The sequence below is a fragment of the Aeromonas sp. 602396 genome (genome assembly GCF_049173735.1).
In the GTDB taxonomy this organism is placed as follows: Bacteria; Pseudomonadota; Gammaproteobacteria; order Enterobacterales; family Aeromonadaceae; genus Aeromonas; species Aeromonas veronii_A.
The window spans coordinates 121,745-146,726 of record NZ_JAAKSD010000013.1; the positions used below are offsets into that span (position 1 = coordinate 121,745).

General features: G+C 59.8%; 25 protein-coding genes. 8 read left to right on the forward strand and 17 right to left on the reverse strand.

Translation table 11 applies throughout. The annotated features are described in order from the left end of the window. Positions 1–10 precede the first annotated feature (10 nt). A complete protein-coding gene (locus G5229_RS15685) occupies positions 11–1,291 on the reverse strand; it encodes a diguanylate cyclase (RefSeq protein WP_421209568.1) in 1,281 nt (426 codons plus the stop codon). A gap of 167 nt (positions 1,292–1,458) precedes the next feature. Then, positions 1,459–2,253 carry an AraC family transcriptional regulator gene (locus G5229_RS15690; RefSeq protein WP_421206202.1) on the reverse strand — a complete coding sequence of 265 codons (795 nt, stop codon included), beginning with the start codon at positions 2,251–2,253 and terminating at the stop codon, positions 1,459–1,461. Between the two features lie 233 nt (positions 2,254–2,486). Here G5229_RS15690 and G5229_RS15695 point away from each other — a divergent pair, with 233 nt between their 5' ends. Further along, positions 2,487–3,386 carry a DMT family transporter gene (locus G5229_RS15695; RefSeq protein ID WP_139405952.1) on the forward strand — a complete coding sequence of 300 codons (900 nt, stop codon included), beginning with the start codon at positions 2,487–2,489 and terminating at the stop codon, positions 3,384–3,386. Between the two features lie 76 nt (positions 3,387–3,462). Here the strand turns inward: G5229_RS15695 and G5229_RS15700 are convergent, their stop codons facing one another. The 4 genes from G5229_RS15700 to G5229_RS15715 are packed head-to-tail and all read right to left on the reverse strand — an operon-like array spanning position 3,463 to position 8,638. Beyond that, positions 3,463–4,158, reverse strand: a complete 696-nt coding sequence (locus G5229_RS15700) for a response regulator (protein ID WP_075115718.1) — start codon at positions 4,156–4,158, stop codon at positions 3,463–3,465. A 3-nt stretch (positions 4,159–4,161) separates the two neighbouring features. Further along, the gene (locus tag G5229_RS15705; RefSeq protein ID WP_069526286.1) at positions 4,162–5,730 is read right to left on the reverse strand and encodes an ATP-binding protein; all 1,569 of its coding nucleotides are present in this window, start codon (positions 5,728–5,730) and stop codon (positions 4,162–4,164) included. 17 nt (positions 5,731–5,747) lie between these two features. Continuing rightward, positions 5,748–7,298, reverse strand: a complete 1,551-nt coding sequence (locus G5229_RS15710) for an NAD-dependent malic enzyme (protein ID WP_421209571.1) — start codon at positions 7,296–7,298, stop codon at positions 5,748–5,750. A 23-nt stretch (positions 7,299–7,321) separates the two neighbouring features. After that, positions 7,322–8,638, reverse strand: a complete 1,317-nt coding sequence (locus G5229_RS15715) for a 2-hydroxycarboxylate transporter family protein (protein WP_421209573.1) — start codon at positions 8,636–8,638, stop codon at positions 7,322–7,324. 986 nt (positions 8,639–9,624) lie between these two features. Between G5229_RS15715 and G5229_RS15720 the strand changes: the two genes are divergently transcribed. From G5229_RS15720 to G5229_RS15740, 5 genes are all read left to right on the forward strand, one after another. Beyond that, positions 9,625–10,137 carry a MarR family transcriptional regulator gene (locus G5229_RS15720; RefSeq protein WP_005349886.1) on the forward strand — a complete coding sequence of 171 codons (513 nt, stop codon included), beginning with the start codon at positions 9,625–9,627 and terminating at the stop codon, positions 10,135–10,137. A gap of 1 nt (position 10,138) precedes the next feature. Next, positions 10,139–11,194, forward strand: a complete 1,056-nt coding sequence (locus tag G5229_RS15725) for an HlyD family secretion protein (protein WP_040066685.1) — start codon at positions 10,139–10,141, stop codon at positions 11,192–11,194. Next, a complete protein-coding gene (locus G5229_RS15730) occupies positions 11,184–12,281 on the forward strand; it encodes a DUF2955 domain-containing protein (protein WP_202000464.1) in 1,098 nt (365 codons plus the stop codon). Before G5229_RS15725 ends, G5229_RS15730 begins: the two co-directional genes overlap by 11 nt. A gap of 174 nt (positions 12,282–12,455) precedes the next feature. Next, complete coding sequence (locus G5229_RS15735; protein WP_202000460.1) at positions 12,456–13,220, forward strand: substrate-binding periplasmic protein; 765 nt, start codon at positions 12,456–12,458, stop codon at positions 13,218–13,220. A gap of 143 nt (positions 13,221–13,363) precedes the next feature. Next, on the forward strand, positions 13,364–13,720 hold the full coding sequence (locus G5229_RS15740; RefSeq protein ID WP_042055249.1) for an MliC family protein: 357 nt from the start codon (positions 13,364–13,366) through the stop codon (positions 13,718–13,720). Positions 13,721–13,776: 56 nt separating this feature from the next. On the opposite strand, the gene G5229_RS15745 is transcribed toward G5229_RS15740, so the two are convergent. The 4 genes from G5229_RS15745 to nrdD all read right to left on the reverse strand — a co-directional run bounded on the left by G5229_RS15745 (position 13,777) and on the right by nrdD (position 17,308). Further along, the gene (locus tag G5229_RS15745) at positions 13,777–14,169 is read right to left on the reverse strand and encodes a TonB family protein (protein WP_421209576.1); all 393 of its coding nucleotides are present in this window, start codon (positions 14,167–14,169) and stop codon (positions 13,777–13,779) included. A 176-nt stretch (positions 14,170–14,345) separates the two neighbouring features. Then, positions 14,346–14,516, reverse strand: a complete 171-nt coding sequence (locus G5229_RS15750; protein WP_005338440.1) for a YqaE/Pmp3 family membrane protein — start codon at positions 14,514–14,516, stop codon at positions 14,346–14,348. Between the two features lie 64 nt (positions 14,517–14,580). Next, positions 14,581–15,090, reverse strand: coding sequence for an anaerobic ribonucleoside-triphosphate reductase-activating protein (nrdG, locus tag G5229_RS15755; protein WP_103251521.1), 510 nt, complete (start codon positions 15,088–15,090; stop codon positions 14,581–14,583). A gap of 100 nt (positions 15,091–15,190) precedes the next feature. After that, positions 15,191–17,308: an anaerobic ribonucleoside-triphosphate reductase gene (gene nrdD / locus G5229_RS15760; protein WP_421209578.1), complete on the reverse strand. Its 2,118-nt coding sequence runs from the start codon at positions 17,306–17,308 to the stop codon at positions 15,191–15,193. A 445-nt stretch (positions 17,309–17,753) separates the two neighbouring features. On the opposite strand from nrdD, the gene G5229_RS15765 reads away from it, so the two are divergent. Then, complete coding sequence (locus G5229_RS15765; protein ID WP_421209580.1) at positions 17,754–18,728, forward strand: ABC transporter substrate-binding protein; 975 nt, start codon at positions 17,754–17,756, stop codon at positions 18,726–18,728. A gap of 73 nt (positions 18,729–18,801) precedes the next feature. On the opposite strand, the gene G5229_RS15770 is transcribed toward G5229_RS15765, so the two are convergent. The 3 genes from G5229_RS15770 to G5229_RS15780 all read right to left on the reverse strand — a co-directional run bounded on the left by G5229_RS15770 (position 18,802) and on the right by G5229_RS15780 (position 20,895). Beyond that, on the reverse strand, positions 18,802–19,353 hold the full coding sequence (locus tag G5229_RS15770) for a hemerythrin domain-containing protein (RefSeq protein WP_216951846.1): 552 nt from the start codon (positions 19,351–19,353) through the stop codon (positions 18,802–18,804). A 72-nt stretch (positions 19,354–19,425) separates the two neighbouring features. After that, positions 19,426–20,103, reverse strand: coding sequence for a uracil-DNA glycosylase (ung, locus tag G5229_RS15775; protein WP_421209582.1), 678 nt, complete (start codon positions 20,101–20,103; stop codon positions 19,426–19,428). 69 nt (positions 20,104–20,172) lie between these two features. Next, the gene (locus G5229_RS15780) at positions 20,173–20,895 is read right to left on the reverse strand and encodes a substrate-binding periplasmic protein (protein ID WP_421206196.1); all 723 of its coding nucleotides are present in this window, start codon (positions 20,893–20,895) and stop codon (positions 20,173–20,175) included. Between the two features lie 384 nt (positions 20,896–21,279). Here G5229_RS15780 and grcA point away from each other — a divergent pair, with 384 nt between their 5' ends. Continuing rightward, the gene (gene grcA / locus G5229_RS15785; RefSeq protein WP_005343856.1) at positions 21,280–21,660 is read left to right on the forward strand and encodes an autonomous glycyl radical cofactor GrcA; all 381 of its coding nucleotides are present in this window, start codon (positions 21,280–21,282) and stop codon (positions 21,658–21,660) included. A gap of 144 nt (positions 21,661–21,804) precedes the next feature. Here the strand turns inward: grcA and kdsA are convergent, their stop codons facing one another. The 4 genes from kdsA to prmC all read right to left on the reverse strand — a co-directional run bounded on the left by kdsA (position 21,805) and on the right by prmC (position 24,946). Further along, the gene (kdsA, locus tag G5229_RS15790; protein WP_216951850.1) at positions 21,805–22,659 is read right to left on the reverse strand and encodes a 3-deoxy-8-phosphooctulonate synthase; all 855 of its coding nucleotides are present in this window, start codon (positions 22,657–22,659) and stop codon (positions 21,805–21,807) included. A 182-nt stretch (positions 22,660–22,841) separates the two neighbouring features. After that, positions 22,842–23,642, reverse strand: coding sequence for a SirB1 family protein (locus G5229_RS15795; RefSeq protein WP_005362204.1), 801 nt, complete (start codon positions 23,640–23,642; stop codon positions 22,842–22,844). Between the two features lie 12 nt (positions 23,643–23,654). Further along, positions 23,655–24,038: a SirB2 family protein gene (locus G5229_RS15800; RefSeq protein WP_139408052.1), complete on the reverse strand. Its 384-nt coding sequence runs from the start codon at positions 24,036–24,038 to the stop codon at positions 23,655–23,657. A gap of 56 nt (positions 24,039–24,094) precedes the next feature. Further along, positions 24,095–24,946 (reverse strand): peptide chain release factor N(5)-glutamine methyltransferase, encoded by an 852-nt coding sequence (gene prmC / locus G5229_RS15805; protein WP_421209585.1) that lies wholly within the window; start codon positions 24,944–24,946, stop codon positions 24,095–24,097. Positions 24,947–24,982 lie beyond the last annotated feature (36 nt).

Consider the following 24,982-nt stretch of genomic DNA (forward strand, 5'->3'; position numbering starts at 1 on the left):
GCTACCGCCCTCAATGCGCCACTACCCGGTTGCGTCCCTGCGTCTTGGCCTGATAGAGCGCCTCGTCGGCACGTTTGAGTACGCATTCCCATGGCTCTCCCCCCCGCTCGGCCACCCCGAACGAAGCGGTCACCCGCAAGGCCAGCGGCCAATGGGCAGATGCCTCCAGCAGGGTACGCAGCCGCTCGGCCAGGATACACGCCCGCAACTCATCGTAATCAAGGCAGACCAACACAAACTCCTCTCCCCCCCAGCGCACCAGATGGCAGAGGGGATCGCAGTGGCGCAGGATCTCGCTGACCAGCAGTTTGAGCACCTCGTCTCCCACCGGATGGCCATGGCTATCGTTGATCTGTTTGAAGTGATCCACATCGATATAGACAAGAGTGCTGGGCTGCTCACCTATCTCGAGCAGCAGTCGCTCACCGCCGAGCCGGTTGAGGGCGCCGGTCAGGGCATCATAACAGGCCTCCTCGCGGGAGCGGCGATTCTCTTCACTCAAGGTCCGGTTGAGCGCCTCGGCCTCCAGTTTGGCTTGATGGGCATGCTGCAAGCGCTGCTTCATCAAAAGGTGGTTGATCAGAAAAACGGTACAACCGTAAAGAAACCAGACAAACAGGATCAGCCGATAGAAGAGGGTGGCATCGAGCCAGCTACCGTGAAACTGCAGCGCTTCGATCACCACGCCATGCTTACCGGGCGGCATATCTGAACCAGCCATAACCTCGATGGCATAAACCCGATCCAGATTGACCCCCTGCTGCTGCAACGGCACATTGTAACGGGTGATCCACCAGGTCGCCGGGGTAAACACATCCAGTGGCACCTCGTGATCCCGGCCGTAATCCGCCGGCCGAAAAATGATCTCGTTGAACTTGGATTGCTCAGGCTCATCAACCCGGTCATAGACCGGATTGTAGTTGCGCAGATACAAGCGCCAATCCTGCTCGCCAGCCCCGGTTACGCTCAAACGGATATGAAGTGTGCCAAAACGGGTCAGATTAATCCCCTTGTCACGGGGGGTCAGGGTGAGGATAAGGCCGCAACTTGGGTAGCTGGCCGGATTGGCGGTTAACGTACAGACCACTCCGGGATGATCATCCGCCGAGGGTTGATAGCGCACCGCCCCCGGCCCAGCATCCCGTGGCTGCTGCACTGTGATGGAGAGCGGCCACTCCTTGATATCGAGAACTCGCTCTGGCCCGAACTCGAACAGCAGGATGGCACAACCGGTGAGCGCCAGCAGATACCAGAATAGTGACTCGGCCAAACGGGAACCGGACGCGATCATGCTTACCCTAACCCCTGAATATCAAGGCACAGCCATTCACTCGGGCAAACAACCGATCGTTGCTGCCAGATGGCCCATGATAACAAGGCTCTATGATAATCCCTGTAACGACAAGAAACAGGCTACTTATCATGGCATTCACACTGCATCGCTCCCATTTTTTCCCATTAGAGCCCCCGTTCTGCCGATTGCTGGCGATAACGCTGAGGGGAGCAGCCCAGCTCCCGGTTGAACATGGCGATAAAGGCCGAGGTGGAGCCGTAACCGAGCCGCCAGCTGATCTCCTGAATGGGCATGTCGCCCTTGAGCCAGGCCAGCGCCTTGAGCAGCCGCAACCGCGCCCGCCACTGACCGAAACTCATCCCCAGCTCCCGCAGGCAGCGCCGCGCCAGGGTGCGCTCTGTGGTATGCAGTTGTCCGGCCCACTGGGCCAGAGTTCGGGGATCGGCAGGATCGCTGTGTAACGCCGCCAGCATGGGAGCCAGCAGCTTGTCCTGACTCATCGGCAGGTAGCTCTCCTGACAGCGGGTGCGCGCCAGTCGCTCCACCAGTAACTCGGCCTGACGCTGATCCCACTCATCCGCCATATGGCTCACCCGCCGTTCGCAAAAATCGCTCAGCAGGGCGCGAATCAGCGGGGTGAGCAGCAGCAATCTGGGCTCTGGCGGCAGCTTGGCCGCCAGCTCGTGGCTGACGTAGATGGAGGTGTAGTCGAGGGTTTGCTCGTTGTAGGAGGTGTGGTCGAGATCCGCCGGCACCCAGATCAGGTAGTCGGCAGGGGCCACCAGTCGCTGATCCCCCAGCTCTATCTCCATGATCCCCAGACTGATCATGTTGAGCTGGCCCCAGGGGTGGGAGTGCAGCACGGTCGCGCTGTCGGCCAGCATCTGCTGGTAACTGAAATAGAGCGGATTGGGAGCGGGCAGAACGACATCTACCGGCTGAAAGTGGTGAGTGGCCATCAGCGCCCCTTGTCAGCGAGAGAGAGGAGCAGGCGTGATGCAACGCCCTGTTGGCTCGGTCTCCGGCACAGGTCAAAAGCAGCCATCAGTTGCGAGCAAACGCAGCCCGTGTGGGCCGGAAAAAGGTGCATCAGAAAGAGTTGTCTTTTCTGCTGGGTCATCTGTCTGTTTTACGCTACTTGATAATATAAAGACAAGGGTAGACTTGGCCCCCTGTTAATAAGGAGCCTCTGATGCGAATCTTTTCCCCTCTTCTCTTTCCGCTGATGGCGGTGCTGATCTGGGCTACCAATACCGTGGTGTCCAAGGCGGCCGCCAGCGTGCTCGACCCCGCGGCTATCTCCTTCTATCGCTGGGTGATCGCCGCTCTGGCACTGACCCCCTTCTGCCTGCCGCAGCTGTGGCGCCGCCGTAGCGAGGTTCGCCCCTGGTTCGGCAAGCTGCTGGTGCTGGCGGCGCTCGGTATGGTGCTCTACCAGTGCCTCGCTTACTACGCTGCTCACAGCACTTCGGCCACCAATATGGGGGTGATCGGCTCCCTCATTCCACTGCTCACCCTGCTGCAAGGGGCGCTCTTCTTCGGCCAGCGTCCCGGCAAACAGGCACTGCTCGGCATGAGTATCTCCCTGTTCGGAGTGCTCTGGCTGCTTGGCAAGGGCGAACCGCTCGCCCTGCTCCATAACGGCATCAACCCGGGGGATGGCATGATGTTGCTCGGCTCCGCCAGCTACGCCCTTTACGGCCTCTTGATCCGCCGCTGGCAACTGCCGTTTGGCCCCTGGCTCAACCTCTACATGCAGATCCTGCTGGCCGTGCTACTGCTGGTGCCGCTCGCTCTCAGTGCCGACTCGATGGCGGTGCCGGCCGAAGGGTGGGGTCTGGTGCTCTTCGCCGGGCTCGCCTCCTCCCTGCTGGCGGCTTACTGCTGGATGCGCGGCCTCGCCTGTATGGGGGCAGAGCGCACCTCGGTCTTTATGAACCTGATGCCGCTCTGTACGGCACTGATCGCCGTCGTCAGCCTGGGTGAACCGATCCACGGCTATCACCTGCTGGGGGGCGGGCTGATCCTGGGCGGGGTGATGGCCTCCCAGCTGAAGGGGCGTGCACCGGTAGCAGAACGGGAAGCCGCCTGAGAACCAACATCGTCCGGAAACAACAAGGGAGCCATGGGCTCCCTTGTTGTTTCTGCAATGCACGTCAGTGAGCACCTCAACCCGCCCGGCGCCAGCGGTAGCGCCGCTCCGGCCGCCCCCGCTGACCATAGTTGAGATCCACATCAACCCGGTCTTCCGACTCCAGATACTCCAGATAGCGGCGCGCCGTGGTGCGGCTGAGGGAGAGTCGCAGCGCCACCGTGTCGGTGGAGAAGACGCTCTCCGGCTCACCCGCCAGCAGGTCCAGCACCTGACGCAGGGTGATGCTGTCGATCCCCTTGGGGGTGACGCGCATCTCCTTAATCTGGGAGCGCCCCCCCTTGCCCAGCAGCTTGTCGAGATCTTCCTGCTCCAGCCGACCCCGCTCGCACAGACGGCTGTGCAGTTGCAGGATCTCGTCCAGACTCTGCTGGATGCGAAACAGCCGCAATGGTTTGATGACGTAGTCATGAACCCCCAGATTGAGGGCCTGCTGGATGGTCTCCACATCCCGCGAGGCAGTCACCATGATGACATAGGCTTCGCGGTTGTGACTGCGCAGGCGGCTCACCCACTCAAGGCCGGAGCCATCGGGCAGGGAGACATCCACCAGCAGCAGTTGGGGCACCACACCGGCCATCATGGCATCGGCCTGGGCCAGGGTGCCGGCCCGCCCCAGCAGGGAGAAACCGGGTGTCGCCGCCACCAGTTCTGACAAGATGGCACCGATCCGATCGTCATCTTCAATAACAAGCGTGATTATTGGGTCCATGGCTCACATTAATTGGTTTTTATTCAAGTAGATACCAAACAGGGTGGTCTGCTCGGCGGTTCGCCGCCATTCTATCACACCCTCGTGCCGACCCACGGTCTCCTTGACCAGGAACAGACCCACCCCGTGATCGCCGCTCTGGCGACTCACTCCGTAATCGAACAGATGATCGGCCAGCTCCTCGTCGACCCCCTCGCCGCTATCCTCCACCTCGATCACCAGTCGCCGCCCCACATCGCACAGAGAGAGCAGCACCCGGGGCGGCCGCTGCTGGCGGTTGCGCCAGGCCGCCTGCAGGCCGTTGTCCAGCAGGTTGCCAATGAGGGTGATGAGATCGGCCGAGACCGAGGCCGGATACTCCGCCAGCGCCGAATCGGGATCGAGCTCCAGGGTCACCCCCAGCTCGCGAGCCCGGCTGAACTTGCCGAGAATAAGCCCCGCCACCGGCTTGTTGTCGATCAGCCGCAGCAGCTCCTGCAGCATGGTCTGGCACGCCTCATTCTCCTGCTGGATCAGCTCCACCGCCTGATCCACATGGCCCAGTTGCAACAGGCCGGAGAGGCTGCTCAGCTTGTTGGCGAACTCGTGGCTCTGCATCCGCAGCATCTCGGCGTACTGGCGCAGGTGGGTCACCTGCACCCCCAGACTAGCGGCCACCTCCGGACGACTGAAGATCAGCAGCCGCCCCGGCGCCTTGCCCTGCACCGCCTGCCAGCGACCGACAAAGGACTCCCCCTGAATGGTGAAGCTCACTTCCCCCCCCTCCTGCTCCAGACAGGGGGCAAGGGGTGGCACCAACTCCGCCAGCGACTGCCCCTGCAGGGCATGGCGCCCGGTGACCGGCAGCCGCAGCTGATAGCTGGCGGTGCTGTTGATCATGTTGATGTTGCCGCGGCCATCGAGGGCAATCACCCCTTCGGTGATGTGCTCCAGCACCAGATCCTGCAGGGTGAAACGGCGCACGATTGCCTCCGGCTCCAGATCGAGCAGGGTCTTGCGCAGCAGGTATTGCACCCAGAGTGCCAACAGCAGGCCGCACCCCAGCACAGCAACGATGGCGCAGATGAGCAGGGCCACCCGCTCCATATAGATGCCCTCCACCTGCTGCATCAGGTAGCCCACCACCACGGCCCCCATGACGCGCCCGTCTCCGCCAACCACCGGGGAAAAGCAGCGGATCGCCGGTCCCATGGTGCCCCGATCCTTGGAGCAGTAGCTGCGCCGCTCCTGCAGCGCGGGCCAGATATCCTCGCCGCGAAACTTCTGCCCCACCAGCTCGGGGTTGGGGTGGCTGAGGCGGCGACCATGCTCATCGGTCACCACCATATAGGTGGCGTCGGTGCGGTTGCAGACCGCCTCCACATAGTCGCGCAGGGTAGGATCACTGCCCTGACGCAGGGCCTCGACCACCCGGGTGTCCGCCGCCATAACCCGCGCCAGATCGCTCCCCTTATCCTGCAGATTGCTCTCCAGCAGATGGCGGATAAAGAGGGCCAGCAGGCTGCCCAGAATGAGGATCAGCAGCAGGGAGAGCCCAAGAGAGAGGGTGACCAACTGATGGCGAAGTTTCATGCACATACCTTAAAACGTCAGGACGCTGCCCAATAGTGCGGATGCCACCAGGTCTGGTCAATCAAAGGTGCCGGATCGCCGACAAAATCGGCCAATCCTTCCTCGCGGGCGCAGAGCGCCACCGCTCTGGCGACGGCGCGGGCCACCTCTCCCACCTGCTCGATGGGGGGCAACAGCCGGCCCGCCACCAGCGGATAGGCGCCGACAGCCCGCACCGCGGCCAGCAACATGCCATCGCTGATGCGGCGCGCCTTGACGGCGCAGGCCCCGAGACCAATCCCCGGGAAGACATAGACGTTGTTGCACTGGGAGACTACCCGCCGCTCCCCGGCCACCGTTACCGGCGCAAAGGGGCTGCCGGTGGCCAGCAGGGCGCGGCCATCTGTGGCGGCCCACACCTGCTCGGGGGTAGCCTCGGCACTGCGGGTCGGGTTGGAGAGTGGCAGGATCACCGGCTGATCGCACACCTCCCCCATCGCCTGCAACACCTCGCCAGTAAAGAGGCCGCCCTGACCGCTCACCCCGATCAGCACCGCCGGGCGCACCTGACGGATGGTCTCCAGCAGCGAACTGCTCCCCTCCTCCACGGCACGGGCAAATGGCTGCTGGGCACGGGTCAACGCAGGGCGATCGCAGCAGACCGCCCCATCCTGATCAAACAGCCAGATGCCATCGTGACTCCCCGCCAGCTGGGCCAGCATGGCGGCGATGCCGCAACCGGCAGAGCCCGCCCCGACGATCAGCACCGGGGCATCACTGAGGGTGGTCCCCGCCTGTTGCAACCCAGCCAGCACGCAGGCGGAGGCGACCGCCGCCGTGCCCTGAATATCGTCGTTGAACATGCAGAGCTCGTCCCGATAACGGGTCAGCAGGTTGGCGGCATGCTTGCCGGCAAAGTCTTCAAACTGCAGCACCACCTGCGGCCAGCGCTTGCGAATGGCGGCCACCACCTTGTCCATGAAGTGGTAGTAGCTCTCGCCATCGATGCGCGGGGATTGCCAGCCGAGGTAGGAGTCATCCTCCAGCAGCTCGGGATTGTTGGTGCCCACATCGACACAGAGCGGCAGGGTGCGCGCCGGATTGATGCCGCCAGCAGCGGAGTAGAGCGCCAGCTTGCCGATACAGATCCCCATGCCGCCGATACCGAGATCGCCAAGCCCCAACACCCGCTCGCCATCGGAGATGACGATCACGTCCACCTCCTGCTCCACCGACTCGAGAATATCGTCGAGATCGTCCCTGTCATGCCAGGAGAGATAGAGACCGTGACTGCGCAGATAGAGATCGCTGTGGCGCTGACACGCCTCCCCAACCACTGGGGTGTAGATGATCGGCAGCAACTCAGGCAGGTGGTGGCGCACCAGATCGTAGAAGAGCACCGGGTTGTCCTCCTGCAGTTGGCGCAGCAGCAGATGCTGGTCAAACGGGCTCTGCATGGCGCTGACCAACCGGTAGATCCGGCGCCGCTGCTGGGAGAGGGACTCCTCCTTGTGGGGCATACGCCCCCGCACCCCCTGACGCTTGCGCTCGGCATAGGGCAGGCTGGTGCCCATCATGATGTCGTTCATTTTGTTTGTTCCTCAATCCGGTATCAGGCGAGCAGGGAGATAAGGGCGGTGGCCAGGATCAGCATCACGGCGCCGCCGAGACGGGAGGAGATCTGGGCAAAGGGCATCAGCTTCATCCGCTGGGCCGCCGAGAGCACGGCTACGTCGCCTGTGCCGCCCATGTTGGCCATGCAGAGTCCGCCGGTGATGGCCGCCTCGATGGGATAGAAACCGATCATCCGGCCCACCAGCGCCGCGCCGAGGGCGCCGCCAATCACTGTGACCATGACCAGCACGAAGTAGCTGATGGAGAAGGCACTGATCAGCTCGGGAATACTGGTATAGGCGACGCCGATCCCCACCAGCAGGGAGGGGGTCAGGTTGCTCACCACAAACTGATACCAGTCGGCCGCAGCCTGCTCATAACGACGCGGCAGCAGGCCGCTCACCTTGATAAAGGCAACCGCCAAAATCATCAGGGCGAAGGGGTGCATCGGGATAAAGTTGCCAAGCAGGGAGCCCAGCACAAACATGCTGGAGCTGATGAAAAGCCCCATACCCAGACTCTGCAGGGTCGGCGCTTCGGCCTGCTCATCGGCAATGCTCTGGCTACTTTCCTTGATCATCAGCTTGCCGTTGCCGGTCAGGGAGGGGTAACGGCGACCAAGGCGCGCCAGCAGGGAGCCCACCAGAATGGCCAGGGTATTGGCGATCACCACCGCCGGCACCATGCGCGACAAGAGATCCGCACTGGACATCTGCATCGGGCCGGAGAGGATCTCCACCAACGGCACCGCACCAGCCCCCATGCCACCGCCCATGATGGGCAGGCCGATCAGCAGCACCGCATTCTTGAAGCCATACCCCATCAGGGAGCCGACCAGCCCCACGCTCAGCAGCGCCAGTGCGACGCCGCCGAGAATGACCGGCAGGTAGCGCATGGCGGCATTTTTCAGCAAAGCGCCGCTCATACCGAACACAGAACCGGTCACCAGACTGGCGATAAAGAAGTTGAGAAAGCCTCCCTCCTTCATGAAGTTGGTGATGACCTGCCCCGCCTGCACCGGCAGCAGCTGGTATTCGAACAGAGCGGCGCCGCCAAAGATGGCGAGGATGGTGCCGCCCCCCAGATATTCACGGATCGGCATGATCCGCTCGCCCAGCTCGGTCAGCAGGGTGCCCAGCACAAACATCAGTGCCAGCGCACCGACCATGCCCAGCGGCAGCGAGCCGTTCCAGCCGGAAAAGAGAACGCAGGTCGCCAGCCCCAGAAATATAAAGAGCGGCATACCGGCAATTTGTTGGCCGCCCATTAAGGCGGCCTTTTCTTGTGTGGTTTGTAGGGGTGAGAGGTTTTTCATTGTTATGTACTCTGCGTGTGATTGTGGCCGCTACTTTATTGATCCCCCTCTCCCCTGTCGGTTAGCCAGACTGCAAAGCCATATAAAAACATTAAAAACTTAAACGTCATGGTGCCGCCAACGTGCGCTGCACAATAGAAAACCAGACCATCGATGCCCTGCTTGACCAAGAAATTGGGCGATAAAAAGAGCGAGCCCAATGGCGGATATTTGGGTGATCAGCAGTAATAACGATGCGATGTTCTCCCCCCTTCGGGGAAATAACAGAGCCAGATGACAAGCTCTGCGACCATTTATCGCCACAGCTCCTGTGAGTGATAATCAGCGGGCAATGTCATCGCCATAACGCGAGTGCCACGGCGTGCCACATCAGGGCTTGAGTCGGCGTGCAGGAAGCACGCACGATGAAAAAGGGTGAGGAGAAAGATGCAAAAAGGGGAGATTGAAATAGTGATGAGCCAAGCCAGCGAATACCAGAACACTGGCTTGAACTCACAAGGATCACACACGGTCAGGTCTATTCTGCCAACAACAATGGAATATTGGCGGGGTCAAAATCATGACTGATATCGGTACTTCTGATTGCGCCTTCCCGATTCACGCCATGGTGTGACTCTGCACCATATTCTCCATCACTCAACAGCGCTTCAATTGCCAGATACACACATCCACTGTCATATCCATCCACAACCCGTTTCCCCCTTGTTTTATAACCCCATCAATATTAGCGGATAAAAAAAGAGCTGCTCACTGAAGCTGAAAATTTCATGAAAATAACCACCGGATATCCTCCATTCACGGCGCAATATCCGAATCGGCAAGAGAGCCTCGAGTGGATCAGCCCCGAGAATAATATCAGGGGCTCGAATGCTGCTAACTCGCACCAGCGAAAGATCCGACCAGAAACATGATCCGCATCACACTATTTACTTAGCCTGCTAAACAAGTATGATACTTAGCAGGCTAAGTACATTGAGGATGAGAAGATGACGGATCTGGAAAGGTTGCGCGAGCTGTCGCTCGCCGAGCAGATAGCGCGGATGCACCGGCTATGGCGTACTGCCGCCGATCTGGAGCTGGCTCCCCTTGGCCTCACCCATCCCCGCTGGACCGCGTTGTGGAAGCTCTCCCGCATGGGGAACCATGTCAGCCAGAAGACCCTGGCCGAAGCCCTCGAGATAGAGCTCCCCTCCCTGATGCGCACCCTGGGCCAGCTGGAAGAGCAGGGACTGATTGAGCGTCACTGCTGCAGTCAGGACAAGCGGGCCCGCATCGTCTGCGTGACCCCGGCTGGCCAGACCCTGCTCGATCAGATCGCCGACCGCATCATGAATATCCGCCGGGAGCTGCTGGGGGGCATCGACGAGCAGACCCTGCAGCTGTTCGAAGCCACGGTGCAGCGGATCTCGGCCAACGCCCTCAGCAAGATTGAACAACACCACGACCGACAAGCCGGAGGCGATACAAGCCCTCCCGAGACCGACACAGAGAGAGAATAAGATGACCCCGGATCAACAATTTACCCGCTGGATCAAATGGTCCATGGCGGGCTTTGCCACCCTGTTTGCCTATTTTCTGATAGCCGACCTGCTGATGCCCCTCACCCCTCAGGCGATGGCGACCCGGGTGGTCACCAAGCTGGCCCCCCAGGTGAGCGGCAAGGTGATCGAGGTCGCCGTTCACAACAACCAGCAGGTCAAGAAGGGGGATCTGCTGTTCAGGCTGGATCCGGCCCCTTTTGAACTGGCGGTGGAGCAGGCCCGCCTTGCGCTGGCGCAGGCAGAGCAGCAGAACAGTGAACTGGATGCCGCCCTGACCGCCGCCGTTGCCGAGATCAACGCCAAAGAGACCCTGGCCAGCCAGAAGTGGCGCGAGGCTGAGCGGATCGATGCGCTGTACCAACGTCACATGGTTTCGCTGCAACAAAAAGATGAGGCTGACAGCGCCCTGCGCAGCGCCCAGGCCAACCTGCGCGCCAGTCAGGCCAAACTGGCCCAGATCAAGGCCAGTCGTGGCGTGACCGGTGAGGACAATCTGTTGCTGCGCCAGGCCCGCAACAAGCTGGCGCAAGCGCAGCTGGCCCTCTCTTACAGCCAGGTCCACGCGGATCAGGATGGCACCATCACCAACCTGCAGCTCAAGCCGGGCAGTATCGCCAGCGCCGGCAGCCCGCTGCTGGCGCTGGTGTCGGAACAGGTGGACGTCATTGCCGATTTTCGGGAGAAGAGCCTGCGCCATGTCGGCGAGCAAACCCGCGCACTGGTCGCCTTCGATGGCGAGCCGGGTCAGCTCTATCCTGCCCGGGTAAGCAGTCTGGATGCCGGGGTGAGTGCCGGTCAGTTTGATGCCAACGGTCGACTGGCCGCACCGGTGGAGTCGGATCGCTGGGTACGGGATGCCCAGCGGATGCGGCTGCACCTCGAGCTGGAGCAGCTTCCCGACCATCTGCCAGCCGGGGCGCGGGCCACGGTACAACTACTGCCGGACAATGCCCTGACCGCCATGCTGGCACGGGGCCAGATCCACCTGCTCAGCCTGCTCCATTATGTCTACTAACCACGCCACTCACCCGTCGACCAATACTGCCCCAGCCCACCCCGTCGGTGGTGCTGCCACTCACCTCTGGTATCGGCCCCTCACCGGCAACGAGCTGCGCCAGTGCTTGCGCATCGCCTTTGGCTGCACCACGGGCTTTCTGCTCTGCAAGCTGTTTGGCTGGAGTTACGGGGTCTTCTATACGGTCACGCCTGTGCTACTGCTGGGAATGGTGCCGGTGATGAATGGCCATGCCGCGCGCCAGCTGATCGCGGCGGCGGTGGTCTGTGGGGTGGAGGTCGGTCTGCTGGGGGGGCTGTTTGGCAGCCATCCGGCGCTGATGACCCCCATCGCCTTTCTGCTGTTTCTCTACCGTTTCGCCGCCATGTCGCGGGGCAGCCTGTTTCTGTTCGGGGCCAACGGGGTGCTGAGCCTCAGCATCATGCTGCACTTTGCAAGCTATCCGCAGACCGACCTCAACGACCTGATCCTCAACAATATCTGGGCGAGCGTGCTGTCGGTGCTGATCGCCTACCTGATGACCATGCTGATCCCGGATGTGGAAGCCAGACCCAAGCCCGCCTCGGCCCCCAAGTCGCCGCACCGGATGCGCCATGAAGCCCTGCTGGGGGCCACAGTGGCCACCCTGTCGTTTCTGGTATTTCAGGTGTTTGACCTGCGCGACTCCATGTCTGCCCAGGCCACGACCCTGCTGGTGCTGTTCCCCATGCACTGGAACGGCGCCCTCAGTTATGCCCGCAAACGGGCGATGGGCACCTTGCTGGGGGTCACCTTCGGCCTGCTCGGCCAGCTGCTGCTCTATGACTGGTCAGGGCAACTGCTGCTGGTCGCTCCACTGCTGTGGCTCGGCGCCATGCTGTTCAGCCATGCCCACGTCAAGGAGGCAGGCGGCTCCGGGGTCGGCTTTGGCGCCCTCACTACCCTCGGCATCCTGTTTGGCCAGTACCTCACTCCGGGCAACGATCTGGTGTTCAGCGCCCTCTACCGGGTGAGCAGCATCCTGTTTGCCATCGTGGTCACCCTGCTGGCCTGCTACCTCGTCCACCGGTTGCTCAACCGCTTCGAGGCGACCCGCTTCGGTTATTGATCTCCTGTTGTAAGCACTGTTGTCAGCCCATGGATGAGCTCTCTTTCGCCCCGTCGCCTGCCGGGGCGTTTTTTCTCTCGCTCGTTGACTTCCATCACCAATCCTCCTGCCACTACAAGTCAGCGCAGAAGTGTGGCTATGCTTGTAAGGCTGCTGTCGATGAGGTGCACACTTATGGTTCCGTTGTTAAAAAAATGGCTGGTTTGTCTGATGCTGTTGGCTACCAGCCCGATCGGGGCCACCCCGCTTGTCATTGGTGCCGAAGATGACTGGGCCCCCTACTGCGAGCGCGACAAGGACAATGAGGATGACCAGCCCCGCGGACTGGCGCCTGAGCTGGTCAAGGCGGTGTTCGCCGCCGAAGGGATCGAGATTGTCTTTCGTACCCTCCCCTTCGCCCGCTGCATGCACGATGCGAAAAGCGGCAAACTTGCGGGGTGCTTCAACGCTACCATCACCGAAGAGAACCGCTACCAGTACCACTGGCACGATACCCCCATGTTCGAGGAGGATCTTGCCATCTTCGCCCTTGCCAGCGACCCGCAACGGGATCTCAAGCTCACCTCGCTAGAAGGCAAGCGGGTGGGCATCACCCTGGGTTACACCTACCCCACCGATTTTATGGAGAACCCCAGGATCACCCGCTTTCAGGCCAAATCCGATGCCCAGATCCTCGAGATGCTGGTACGCGGCCGGGTCGACTACATCCTGATGAACGGCATGCCGGGCTATCTCAAGATCCAGCAGAAGCAGCTGACCGGCAAGGTGGTCAAGGTTGGCAAACTCTCCACCGATGGCTTCTGGCTCGCCTTCTCCCGCCACCACCCGCAAGGGGAAGCGCTGGCCAAACAGTTCGAGCAGGGGCTGCAGAAGATCAAAAACAACGGCATCTATGAGACGCTGATCCGCCAGTTTGAAACCAGACTTGGCCTCTACTGATTGGCGATACCTTCCTGATTGCGTCCCCCTCATACTCGCGCGGTATGCCGGACAGCCAGCGACGCACCGAATGGCCGTGCGGATTGCACAATAACGGCAACCTGTTAGGCTCACGCCCGTATGACACCAATGGAGCTGTAATCATGAATAAGGCACATATGATGGCCGCTGGTGCGCTGGCCCTCGGCCTGCTCGCTGGCTGCAATCAGGGCAATACCCTCTCAGTCACCGGTGGCGAACCGGTCAGTTACCAGTGCGAGCAGGGCAAGAAGGTGCAGGTGCGCTACTTCTCCCTCTCCGACGAGAGCCTCAACTTTATCAAGCTGTCACTGCCGGACGGCAAGGATTACACCCTGCCCCAAGCCATTTCGGCCTCCGGCGCCCGCTATACGGACGAACATGAGGCCGTTTGGTGGAACAAGGGGGATGAGGGCTTTGTCGAGCTTCGGGATCAGGATGGCGAGTGGCAGACCGCCTACAACGACTGCAAACAGCAATAAACGTGACCCCGGCCTGGCCGGGGTCTCTCTTTCTCTGGCATCCGAGTGATGAGGGATCAGTTGATCTCGATCTCGAAGCGGTTGGTCACCTCGACCGGTATGGCATCCGGGTTGCCCTCTGCCGGGCTGTAGCGGATCCGCGAGAGGGTCGCCAGCGCGCTCTGTTCCAGTTCGCCGGGGGGCTCGGCCGCCACCACTTCCGGCTTGACCGGCGTGCCGCTGGCGTCAATTTGATAGCGAACTTCCACATACCCCTTGACCGGTTTGGCCGGCAGGGCGGGCTCGTCATTGCCAAGCCATGACCACTGCTTCTCCTGAACCCAGTAGCTGGACAACTGCTCGAGAGAGATAGCGATCGGAGCGCGCTCTTGCGCTACCTCCTGACGGGATGAGCACCCCAGCAACAGTGTCACTGCCAGACCTGACCATACTGCGACTTTCCACTTCATGTAACGCTCCTTGTTCTCTGCCGGTGCTTGTTGCCGGACTGCAGGGCGCTCAACGCGGCCCGCTTGGTCAGTCACCCATCCTAACGAAAAAGTATTCGTATGAACATGAACAAAAGGGCCAACCCCGAGAGGTTGGCCCTTTTATCGTCAATAAGCTCACTAACCAGCCGAAGGTATCAGCCGCGCTTGTCGCTCACCACCAGCCAGAGCGCATGGACCATGCCCGGCAGACCGCCCATCAGGGTCAGCACTATGTTGATTAAAAAGTGCAGGCTAAAGCCCACCTGGATAAACGCGCACACCGGGGGCAGGAAAATGGCCAGCAGGATCTTGAGCAGATTGTTCATCTCGGCTCTCCTTTTCAAAAATGTCGTCAGGATTGGAATGGGCTAACCATAAACATCCCGGGCTTCAACTGCAAACCAGACAGGGAATTCGCTCACCCGCATCACGCCAGGCGTTGAGGTCGTGGATCTGCTGATTGCTGCTGCCACGCCAGAGCAGGCCCGGGTCTGCCAACTCCTTTTCAAACTTGCCATCCACCAGCACATCCAGCAAGGCCACCAGCTCGCGCTGGGCCTCTGACAGCTCGCCGAGCAGATAGCCGGTCCAGCACCAGATATCCTTGCCCGGACACTCGGCGCGCACCCGTTTCACCAACGCCAGCACGTGGGGCACGTTGGCAGGGTGGAGCGGATCGCCGCCGGAGAGCGACAGACCTCGCCGTTTGATGCGGCTGTCGTTGAGGTCGCTAATGATGCGATCGCTCATCGCCTCATCGAACGGCTTGCCGCCATCGAGCCGCCAGGTGCTCTGGTTGTAGCAACCGGGGCACTGGTGCTCGCAGCCGGAGACAAACAGGGTGGCACGGGTGCCGGGGCCATTAATCACATCGACCGGGTAGTATTGGTGGTAGTGCATCGCTTTTTTCCTGCCTCGTTCACGGGAAGGCGGCATGGTTGCCGCCCTCCAATGAAAATGGCCCCTTGAGTCAGGGGCCAGCTCTTCATCGCCTGTGCGCTTACATATGTTTGACGCGGCGCTTCACCTCTTCCTGCTTGCCCGCATTGAAGGGGCGCGCATCCGGGCTGCCGAGGTAGCCGCAGACACGGCGGGTCACCGACACCTTGGCCGGGTCGTGGTTGCCGCAGCGCGGGCAAGTAAAGCCCTTGGAGGTACATTCGAACTCACCGGTGAAGCCGCAGTCGTAACACTCGTCGATGGGAGTGTTGGTACCGTAGTAGGGCACCTTGTCATAGCTGTAGTCCCAGACGTTCTCCAGCGCTTCCAGATTGTGCTGGATGTTGGGGTACTCGCCGTAGCAGATGAAGCCACCGCTGGCGATGGGCGGATAGGGCGCCTCGAAGTCCAGCTTGTCGTACGGGTTGACCTGCTTCTCCACATCAAGGTGGAAGCTGTTGGTGTAGTAACCCTTGTCGGTCACGCCGGATACCACGCCAAACTCCTTGGCATCGATGCGGCAGAAACGGGTGCAGAGGTTCTCGCTCGGGGTGGAGTAGAGGCTGAAGCCGTAGCCAGTCTCCTCTTTCCACTCATCGATGGCCGCCCTGAGACGGGCGATGATAGCGATGGCTTTCTGTTGCAGCTCGGCGCTGTCAAACAGGTGCACCTTGTCACCAAACAGGGCGTTGATGGTCTCGTGAACCCCGATATAACCGAGGGAAATGGAGGCACGACCGTTCTTGAAGATCTCGCTGACGTTGTCGTCCGCCTTGAGGCGCACGCCGCAAGCCCCTTCCATATAGAGGATCGGTGCAACCCGTGCTTTCACCCCGTCCAGACGGGTGATGCGGTACATCAGCGCCTTCTTGGCGACCCGCAGGGAGGCATCGAGACGATCCCAGAAGTCCGCTTCGTCACGGGATTTCAGGGCAATGCGCGGCAGGTTGAGGCTCACCACACCCAGGTTGTTGCGACCTTCGTGGATCAGCTCGCCATTCTCCTCGTAGGCGCCGAGGAAGGATCGGCAACCCATGGGAGTCTTGAAGGAGCCGGTCACCTTGACCACCTGGTCGTAGTTGAGGATGTCCGGATACATCCGCTTGGAGGCACACTCCAGCGCCAGCTGCTTGATGTCGTAGTTGGGATCGCCCTGCTTGTGGTTGAGGCCATCCTTGATGGCGAACACCAGTTTCGGGAACACGGCGGTCTTCTTGTTCTTGCCAAGGCCAGCGATGCGGTTCCTGAGGATGGCGCGCTGGATCATCCGCGACTCCCAGCTGTCCCCCAGACCAAAGCCGAAGGTGACGAACGGGGTCTGGCCGTTGGCGGTGTGCAGGGTGTTGACTTCGTACTCCAGCGACTGGAAGGCGTCGTAACACTCTTTCTCGGTGCGGGCCATGGCGTAGGCTTCTACGTCGGCAATGCCCCACTCTTCGGCCACTTCACGGTGTTTCTGCCAGCTGATGGTCACATAGGGGGCCAGCACTTCGTCGATGCGGTTGATGGTGGTGCCACCATAGATGTGGCTCGCCACCTGGGCGATGATCTGGGCGGTCACGGCCGTGGCGGTGCTGATGGATTTCGGGGTATCGATCTCCGCATTGCCCATCTTGAAGCCGTGGGTCAGCATCCCTTTCAGATCGATCAACATGCAGTTGAACATCGGGAAGAAAGGTGAGTAATCGAGATCGTGGAAGTGCAGATCACCGCTCTCGTGGGCCTGAACCACATCACGGGGCAGCATGTGGCTGGTGGCATAGTGCTTGGCGACAATACCGGCCAGCAGGTCGCGCTGGGTCGGGATCACCTTGGAGTCTTTGTTGGCGTTTTCGTTGAGCAAGGCGGCGTTGGTCTGCTCGACCAGACCACGGATCTCCTGGGCCAGACGGCCGCGCGCCTCGCGAGCCTGATCCCTGTCGTGGCGATATTCGATATAGGCACGGGCGATGGCCTTGTCGTCGGAAGCCATCAGGTGGTTTTCGACCCGGTTCTGGATCTCGTGGATATCAACTTCACCACGCCCTTCCAGCTCCTGACTCACTGCATTGGCAATGCGGGAGGCAAGTGACGGATTGGCCTGATTGACCGCTTCCGCCGCTCGGCTGACCGCATCGCGAATCAGCTGGGCATTGAATGGTGCGCGACATCCGTCACGTTTGATCACAACCGGTTTCATGGATTTTCCCCGTTAAAAGGCCAGGCATTTGCCTCTGGCTCACCCTTGTTGGGCCCCCCTCCCGGCATCTCGTCCTGGACGCAAATAAATTCAGCCGAGGCTTGACAAGCCTGGGCTGAAGATAGGAGGGGAACAGCTTATACACAGCTTAATAACACAACATATAGGGATTAAAGACGAATGCGTCCCTATATGTGGTGTCTATTAGGCACCAAAGCGCAGCCTCATTTCTTGATCCAGAACAGGTTTTTCAGCGAGCGGGACAGTTCACGACCAACCAAAAAAAGACTCAATAAAACCCGATCCCAAGCAGAGTGCGGGCTGGCGTCCGATCCGCTCAACCGAAAAAAAATCGCGCCCTGCCATACCGGTTTCGAGATGACAGTAACGGCAAACACTGCCCATACTGAGCATGCATACACTATCACTCGACAGGGGCCTTCCCATGCGCACCTCCCTGCTGTTGCTACCGCTCTCCACCCTCTCCCTGCCGCTCTGGGCCGCAAACATTCTGGTGATCAGCAGCTACCATCCCGAATACCTTTGGGACCAGAGCTACAACGAAGGTTTGCGCAAAGGGTTGCAGGGGGAGCACAAGATCTCTCACTTCTATATGGATACCAAACGCCATCCACGGGAGGCGTTCGACGACATCGCTCAACGGGCTATCGCTTTTTATCTCAAGAGCAAACCGGATCTGGTGGTGCTGGGGGATGACAATGCCATCAACTATCTGGCCAACGAGATCGCCTCGCTGGGTACTCCCGTTGTTTTTCTCGGCATGAACGAAAACCCCCGCCTCAAGGGCTTTGTCGGCCACCCCAAGATCACCGGGGTGCTGGAACGCCCCCTGCTCAAGCGCAACATCAGCGAAATAAGCCAGATGATGGGAGGGCTTGACAAGGCGCTGGTACTGTTTGATTCCAGCAATGTGGCCCTCACCGCTATCGAGGATGAATTCAAGACCCAGACCGAATTGCGAGTCGGCCAGACCCGGGTCAACAGCCAGCTGATGGGGGATTACAGCCTCTGGCAGGAGGCGGTGCTCAACGCCAAGAAGAATGGCTATCAGGCAATCTTCCTCGGCCTCTACCACACGCTGGTCGACGATAATGGCAAGCATGTGAGCGAACAGACGGTGCTGGAGTGGACCAGCGCCAACACACCGGTTCCTCTCTTCTGTTTCTGGGAGTTTGCCGTCGGCAAGGGGATGGCCATCGGCGGGCTGGTACTGGACGGCCACGATCAGGGGTTGCAGGCAGCGTCCCTTATCAACACCATACTGGCAGGCACCCTGCCCCGTACTATCTCCCCGCGAGCGGCCCTGCGCGGCGAATATGTCTTCAGCAAGAGCGAGCTGGCCCGCTGGCAGCTCACTGTGCCCGACAAATGGCACAACAAAATCATGTGGCGTGAGTAACAATAAGTAACCCGGCACATTGGCCGGGTAACACCTGCACAGTCAGATGACTGATGACCGAAAGCCGCGTGCGTCAGCTGGCAGCAAAAGGCAGGGAGAGGCGCTTGGCAAGCGCCTGGAAGTGCTGGCTGATCTCGGCACCAAACAGAGGATCACCGATAGCTCGGTTCTGCCAGTTTTGCTCCAGATGACGCCAGTCATCCTCGGTCAGGGAGTCACGCAGATGGGGGAAGATCACCCCTTCTTCGTAGTTCATGTGTGCCTCTTGCAGCTCCACGAAGCGCTCCAGCTTGGCGGTGAACTGATCGAGCGGGATCACCGCATCCATCAGGATCATCTCCACCATCTCCTTGAGCTCGGTCCCCGCCTCCAGCAACTTGAGATGCTCCTCATGCAAGCGGTTCGCGACATCCCCCTCCACCACCCGGTATTTCAGGTAGTAGTCATAGACAAGATCTTCCTTGGGGTGGTGATACTTGTCAGAAACCTCCCGCAGATAATCGATGACATCGCGCACCAGAAAATAGCTGATAGGTTGCTCGGCACGAATGGCGGCCAGCTTCTGCTTCAGCAGATCCAGCAGTCGGGCGATATTGAGGTGATCCTTGTGCAGACTCGATAACATGGGCACTCCTTGGCGCTGAAATAAAATGTTACTTTCCTGAGTATACGGTCATTTGTCGCCCGAACTTTGCACTCAATCAAGTGGTTGGCAGACAGATTGCCATTCGATCGGGCTTTTACCCTGCAATTCCAGCAGGCGGTTGGTCTCGGAAAAGTGGCCGCAGCCGATAAAACCACGGTGGGCAGAAAGGGGGCTGGGATGGGGTGCCGTCAACACGTGGTGGCGCTGCCGGTCGATAAAACGCCCTTTCTTCTGGGCATGGGAGCCCCACAACAGAAATACCACCCCGTTACAACTGGCATTGATCTGCTCGATGACCCGATCGGTGAAGGTTTCCCACCCCAGATGGGCATGAGAGTGTGCCTGACCGGCCTGCACTGTCAGCACTGTATTGAGCAGCAGAACCCCCTGTCTGGCCCAGGACTCCAGAAAACCGTGATTGGGTGTGACGAAACCAGGCAGATCCCGCTGCATCTCCTTATAGATGTTGACCAGTGAGGGGGGAGTACGCACCCCGGGCAGGACGGAGAAGCAGAGCCCGTGCGCCTGATTCGGGCCATGGTAGGGATCCTGCCCCAGGATCACCACCTTGACCTGATCCAGTTCGGTCAGTTTGAAAGCATTGAACACATCGGCCGCGGGGGGGTAGATCACCTTGCCCGCTTCCCGCTCTGCCCTGACGGTCGCCAGCGTACACTTGAAATAGTCCTGCTCTTTTTCAGAGCCAATCACATCACTCCAGGTCAGCACCCCGGCCTCCTCACTTGATACGGCGAAGGAGTCAGGATAGGGGGGCAGCCCGCAAGACGCAACCGTGACTCACACTTTCCAGAGCCTGGCGAGCCGGCCGGAGCGCTCCAGTTTGTGCAGACCGGCGTTAAACAGCAACATCAAGCGGCGGGCATCGGGATCGGCCTTGCGCATCAGCAGATAGCCCGGCTGGGACCAGATGGGATCGGGGGCACCACTCAATGCTGCCGCTTGGGGATGACGAGAGAGAACCTGCTGAAACAGAACCTGTGCCACCTGTTCATCCATGACCAGATAACGAATGCGTCCGGTGAGCAGTTTCTCCATGCTCTCCTCATCGGAGTCGGACCACTCAAGAGACAGCTCGGATTGCCTTGCTGCAAACCCTTCACCATAAAAATAGCCACGGGTAACCCCGACAGGCTCGTTTTTCAGCTCACCCAAACTGACCAATGGCGAACCATTAAGTGCAAGCAGACGGGTCGTAAATTTGCCCAGCGATGCAGAGAGATAGAAGTGCTGCTCGCGCTCGCGAGAGCGAAACCAGGGCATGGTAATCATATAACGCCCTTCAAGAGTCAGGCTGTATGCCTCAGACCAGGGGTAGAAATGAAAGCTGACATCGACCCCCTGCTCGGCAAAGGCCTCACGTACCACCTGACAGAGAAACCCCTGATTGGGCAGCGACTCACTGATATAAGGCGGCCATTCGCCCACCGCTATGCGTACTGTTTCGGCCCGGACCACAGCTGTGATTGCCCAGCAACAGAACAGGGCCAACCATCCCCACATTCGCCACCTGATATTCACCCGACACTCTCCTTGCTTTCTGCTGAGTGTAGCCAACTCCTCAATCCACCACAGAAAAGCCGAAAAAGATGTAGTTAAATTACTAGATTAAAAAGATAAAAGATGCATAATTTTGATATCTTACAAAATCAGAAAAATGACCTATTTTTGATTCAACTCAAGAATTTAATCCCATTCAAATGGCGCTTTATTGATTTTTATTGATCTAGATCAATTTTAGTAATATTACCAACATGGTATATATGACCTCATCAAAGCAAAGGTGTAAGGCAAGGGCCCTTTAAGCCACCACAATTAACGGTAGCTTAAATACATCAGGGTAATTTCCTTACAGTTGGATTCGCGTTCCCATTGAGGAGTCATACCATGATCAAAGGCATTCAAATCACCCAGGCTGCCAACACCGCCCTGCTGAACTCTTTCTGGCTGCTGGACGAAGAGAAGCAACAGGCTCGCTGCATCTGTGTCAAAGGCGATGCCTTTGCTGCCGATCAGGAAGTCGCACTCTCTGATCTGGGTCAGTTCGAATACCGCGAACTGCCTGTTCAGGCTGAGCCTGCTGTTGAAGGTGGCCAGCACCTGAACGTCAACGTGCTGCGTCGCGAAACCCTGGAAGATGCTATCGAGAATCCGGAGAAGTACCCGCAGCTGACCATCCGCGTATCTGGCTACGCAGTGCGTTTCAACGCCCTGACCCCGGAACAGCAGCGTGACGTGGTTACCCGTACTTTCACCCAGAGCCTGTAATCAGCGTCCTGCAGTGAACCGCTGATACTTACTGTATCAGCACAAAAAACGGCCTGTCGGCCGTTTTTTTATACGTGCTTTCACTGGGCAAGCGCAAAAAACAAGGCCTCGCATTGCGAGGCCTTGTGATAAGTGCTTGTCCCATCAAGCAGAGGTATCCAGGGGCTCAAAACCCTTGATCAGGTCATCGATGGCCTTCATCTGTTTGAGGAAGCCTTCCAGCTTGTCGAGCGGCAGGGCGCTCGGGCCATCACAGCGGGCAATTTTCGGATCCGGGTGGGATTCGATAAAGAGACCGGCCAGACCGACCGCCATGCCGGCGCGCGCCAGCTCGGTCACTTGCTCGCGACGGCCACCGGAGGCGGCACCCAGCGGATCACGGCACTGCAGGGAGTGGGTTACGTCGAAGATAACCGGATAGCCACCAGTGCTCTTTTTCATGACGCCCAGACCCAGCATGTCCACTACCAGGTTGTCGTAACCGAAGTTGGCACCGCGCTCGCACAGGATCAGCTGATCGTTGCCGCACTCCTCAAACTTGTCGGTGATGTTCTTCATCTGGCTTGGGCTCAGGAACTGCGGCTTCTTGATGTTGATGACGTTGCCGGTGCGGGCCATGGCTTCCACCAGATCAGTTTGGCGCGCCAGGAAAGCGGGCAGCTGGATAACGTCAACCACCTCGGCGACCGGCTTGGCCTGATGGGGTTCGTGCAGATCAGAGATGACCGGCATGCCGAAGGTCGCTTTCAGCTCCTGGAAAATCTTCATCCCCTCTTCCAGACCCGGACCGCGGTAGGAGTGGATGGAGGAGCGGTTGGCCTTGTCCCAGCTCGCCTTGAAGACAAACGGGATGCCCAGCTTGCTGGTCACTTCCACGTACTTCTCGCACACCGCCATCGCCATGTCGCGGGATTCCAGCACGTTCATGCCGCCAAACAGCACGAACGGTTTGTCGTTGGCAACGTCGATCTGGTTGATCTTGATATTCTTCTGTTCCATCTAAGACTTCCTTAATGAAGGGGCCTGAAGCCAAGTTACTCCGTTGCAGCCGAGCGCTGCGGCCTTGATATTCTTCTGTTTCAACTCCAAGACATCCTTAATAAAAGGGCCTGAAGCCAAGTTACTCCGTTGCAGCCGAGCGCAGCGGCCTTGATATTCTTCTGTTTAGTCTCAAGCCGCCCTTAATGGAGGGGCTTGGGGCTCAGGTCCAGCGCGGCCAGCTGCACTTTCAGCACATCGGCCACCGGATCGTCCGGGCATTGTTCAATAAAATATTCAAAATCGTCGGCGGCCTGGCGCGGGCAATCGAGCTGCTCGTAGATAAAGCCGCGATCCCGCGTCTCCAGCGGATCGCCGGGCTTCATCCGCAACAACAGCTCGCTGCAACGCAGCGCCTCGGGCATGCGATCTTCCCGCAGCAGGGCACCCTTGCTGACGTTGAGCAGCCGTTCGATGATCTCCCACTGGCCGGAGGGCTGCAGGTAGTCGGGGGTCAGGGTTGCCAAGTCCCCCAACGCACCGCGCAGCAGCAGCTCGATGCGGGCCAGACTCAGCTCGTCGCCGGTAAAGGGGTCGACATAGACCTCCCCCTCGCCACCGGCAAAGCTCACCAGGAAGTGGCCGGGGAAGCAGATCCCCTCTACATCGAGCCCGAGCTTGCGCCCCAGCTGGATAATGAGAATGCCGAGACTGACCGGGATCCCCTTGCGCTGCACCAGCACCTGATTGAGGTCACAGTTGTTGGCAGAAAAATAGTCCTGCCAGTCGCCATGAAAACCGAGGCTGTGGTAGAAGCCCTGCAGCAACTGTTGGCGCACCTCGTCGCAGGTGCCCTCTTCAATCTGCTCGTCCAGCCACTCGTCCAGCAGGTTCAACTCGCGGATCCCCTCCTCGACCGAGCCATAAATTTCGTCACTGACCGACAACGCCAGCTCGGTGATGTCGTGGGCTTCGAAATCGGTCCATTCGTCTATGTGTAACATTCTCTTCATGCCTTAGCCGAACACACTCGTCTGTTTGAGCACTGCCAACTTGGCAATAAAGTAGATCCAGCCGAGCGCCCCCAGAAAGGAGCACCAGCGCACCAGATTGCTTTTGGCCAGCCGCAGCGCCATCGCCGCCAGAAATACCAGCACCAGAATGGCCATCAGCTTCTCGCTGAGCCAGGGCGTTCCGTTATTGAGCGGGTTGAGATCCAGCACCATGCAGAGCAATGCGCCGGAGAGCACCACCAGACCGTTGAGCCAGCCGCTGACCTTCATCACCGGCGCGCTATAGGCTCGGCCAGTGGCGGTCTGTACCCAGTAGAAGCGGAGCATAAACATCAGCACGGCCCCGGCAATCAGGGTGAGGTGCAGGTGTTTGAGCACAAAAACCATATTCAATCCTTGCATGGGGGCGCACAGGCAACCCGCCGATTAACAGTGAGGAACCGTCAGCGCAGCGGGCAGAGGCCCAGCGTCACCCTGTCGTTATCCCCGTAATCACGCACCGTGGCTACCTCGCGGTAACCGCCATCGCGCAGCAACTGACGCACCGCCTCCCCCTGATCCCAGCCATGCTCCAGCAGCAACCAGCCATCGGCCAGCAGATAAGCGGGGGCATGGGCCACGATGTGGCGGATATCAGCCAGCCCGGCGTCATCGGCAACCAGCGCCGAGCGGGGTTCAAAGCGCACATCACCCTGCTCGAGATGGGGATCGGCGCCATCAATATAGGGGGGATTGGAGACAATCACCGCAAATCGTGGCGTTTCGTCGCGATCCGGCTCGCCAAGGGGCTCGAACCAGCTGCCGTCGCGCACCTCGATGGGTAACCCCAGCGCGGCGCTGTTCTCGCGAGCCAGTGCGGCAGCGTCCACCATCCGATCCACCGCCCACACATCGATTTCGGGCCGCTCGGACTTGAGCGCCAGCGCGATGGCGCCGGTGCCGGTGCCGAGATCCAGCACGGCGCACGGCCCTTGCGGGATTCTGGTCAGTGCCTGCTCGACCAGCACCTCGGTATCGGGGCGCGGGATCAGGGTCGCCGGGCTCACTTTCAGCGGCAGCGACCAGAACTCCCGCTCGCCAACGAGATGGGCGATAGGTTCGCCGTTGAGACGACGAGCCAGCCACGTCTGCAGGGTGGCCTGCTGGGCGGCATCCAGCTCACGCTCGGGCCAGGTCATCAGATAGCTGCGACGGCAATCGAGCAGATGACAGAGCAGTACATCGGCGTCGGCGCGGGGGGATTCTCCCCCAGCCAGCATGGTCATGATATGGGCGCGGGCCTGCTGGATCTGCATCAGTGCCACTCCACCTTATGGGCACGACACTTAATG

Excerpts from the sequence above, each read along its gene's own strand:
- G5229_RS15710 (WP_421209571.1), bottom strand. The coding sequence starts at position 7,298 with ATGAACGACATCATGATGGGCACCAGCCTGCCCTATGCCGAGCGCAAG.
- G5229_RS15770 (WP_216951846.1), bottom strand. The coding sequence starts at position 19,353 with ATGTTATCGAGTCTGCACAAGGATCACCTCAATATCGCCCGACTGCTG.
- G5229_RS15750 (WP_005338440.1), bottom strand. The coding sequence starts at position 14,516 with ATGAACAATCTGCTCAAGATCCTGCTGGCCATTTTCCTGCCCCCGGTG.
- grcA (WP_005343856.1), top strand. The coding sequence starts at position 21,280 with ATGATCAAAGGCATTCAAATCACCCAGGCTGCCAACACCGCCCTGCTG.
- G5229_RS15690 (WP_421206202.1), bottom strand. The coding sequence starts at position 2,253 with ATGGCCACTCACCACTTTCAGCCGGTAGATGTCGTTCTGCCCGCTCCC.
- G5229_RS15735 (WP_202000460.1), top strand. The coding sequence starts at position 12,456 with ATGGTTCCGTTGTTAAAAAAATGGCTGGTTTGTCTGATGCTGTTGGCT.
- G5229_RS15745 (WP_421209576.1), bottom strand. The coding sequence starts at position 14,169 with ATGAAGTGGAAAGTCGCAGTATGGTCAGGTCTGGCAGTGACACTGTTG.
- G5229_RS15780 (WP_421206196.1), bottom strand. The coding sequence starts at position 20,895 with ATGTGGGGATGGTTGGCCCTGTTCTGTTGCTGGGCAATCACAGCTGTG.
- G5229_RS15685 (WP_421209568.1), bottom strand. The coding sequence starts at position 1,291 with ATGATCGCGTCCGGTTCCCGTTTGGCCGAGTCACTATTCTGGTATCTG.
- G5229_RS15715 (WP_421209573.1), bottom strand. The coding sequence starts at position 8,638 with ATGAAAAACCTCTCACCCCTACAAACCACACAAGAAAAGGCCGCCTTA.
- G5229_RS15800 (WP_139408052.1), bottom strand. The coding sequence starts at position 24,038 with ATGGTTTTTGTGCTCAAACACCTGCACCTCACCCTGATTGCCGGGGCC.
- G5229_RS15795 (WP_005362204.1), bottom strand. The coding sequence starts at position 23,642 with ATGTTACACATAGACGAATGGACCGATTTCGAAGCCCACGACATCACC.
- nrdD (WP_421209578.1), bottom strand. The coding sequence starts at position 17,308 with ATGAAACCGGTTGTGATCAAACGTGACGGATGTCGCGCACCATTCAAT.
- G5229_RS15700 (WP_075115718.1), bottom strand. The coding sequence starts at position 4,158 with ATGGACCCAATAATCACGCTTGTTATTGAAGATGACGATCGGATCGGT.
- G5229_RS15765 (WP_421209580.1), top strand. The coding sequence starts at position 17,754 with ATGCGCACCTCCCTGCTGTTGCTACCGCTCTCCACCCTCTCCCTGCCG.
- G5229_RS15695 (WP_139405952.1), top strand. The coding sequence starts at position 2,487 with ATGCGAATCTTTTCCCCTCTTCTCTTTCCGCTGATGGCGGTGCTGATC.
- nrdG (WP_103251521.1), bottom strand. The coding sequence starts at position 15,090 with ATGCACTACCACCAATACTACCCGGTCGATGTGATTAATGGCCCCGGC.
- prmC (WP_421209585.1), bottom strand. The coding sequence starts at position 24,946 with ATGCAGATCCAGCAGGCCCGCGCCCATATCATGACCATGCTGGCTGGG.
- G5229_RS15730 (WP_202000464.1), top strand. The coding sequence starts at position 11,184 with ATGTCTACTAACCACGCCACTCACCCGTCGACCAATACTGCCCCAGCC.
- kdsA (WP_216951850.1), bottom strand. The coding sequence starts at position 22,659 with ATGGAACAGAAGAATATCAAGATCAACCAGATCGACGTTGCCAACGAC.
- G5229_RS15705 (WP_069526286.1), bottom strand. The coding sequence starts at position 5,730 with ATGAAACTTCGCCATCAGTTGGTCACCCTCTCTCTTGGGCTCTCCCTG.
- G5229_RS15720 (WP_005349886.1), top strand. The coding sequence starts at position 9,625 with ATGACGGATCTGGAAAGGTTGCGCGAGCTGTCGCTCGCCGAGCAGATA.
- G5229_RS15725 (WP_040066685.1), top strand. The coding sequence starts at position 10,139 with ATGACCCCGGATCAACAATTTACCCGCTGGATCAAATGGTCCATGGCG.
- G5229_RS15740 (WP_042055249.1), top strand. The coding sequence starts at position 13,364 with ATGAATAAGGCACATATGATGGCCGCTGGTGCGCTGGCCCTCGGCCTG.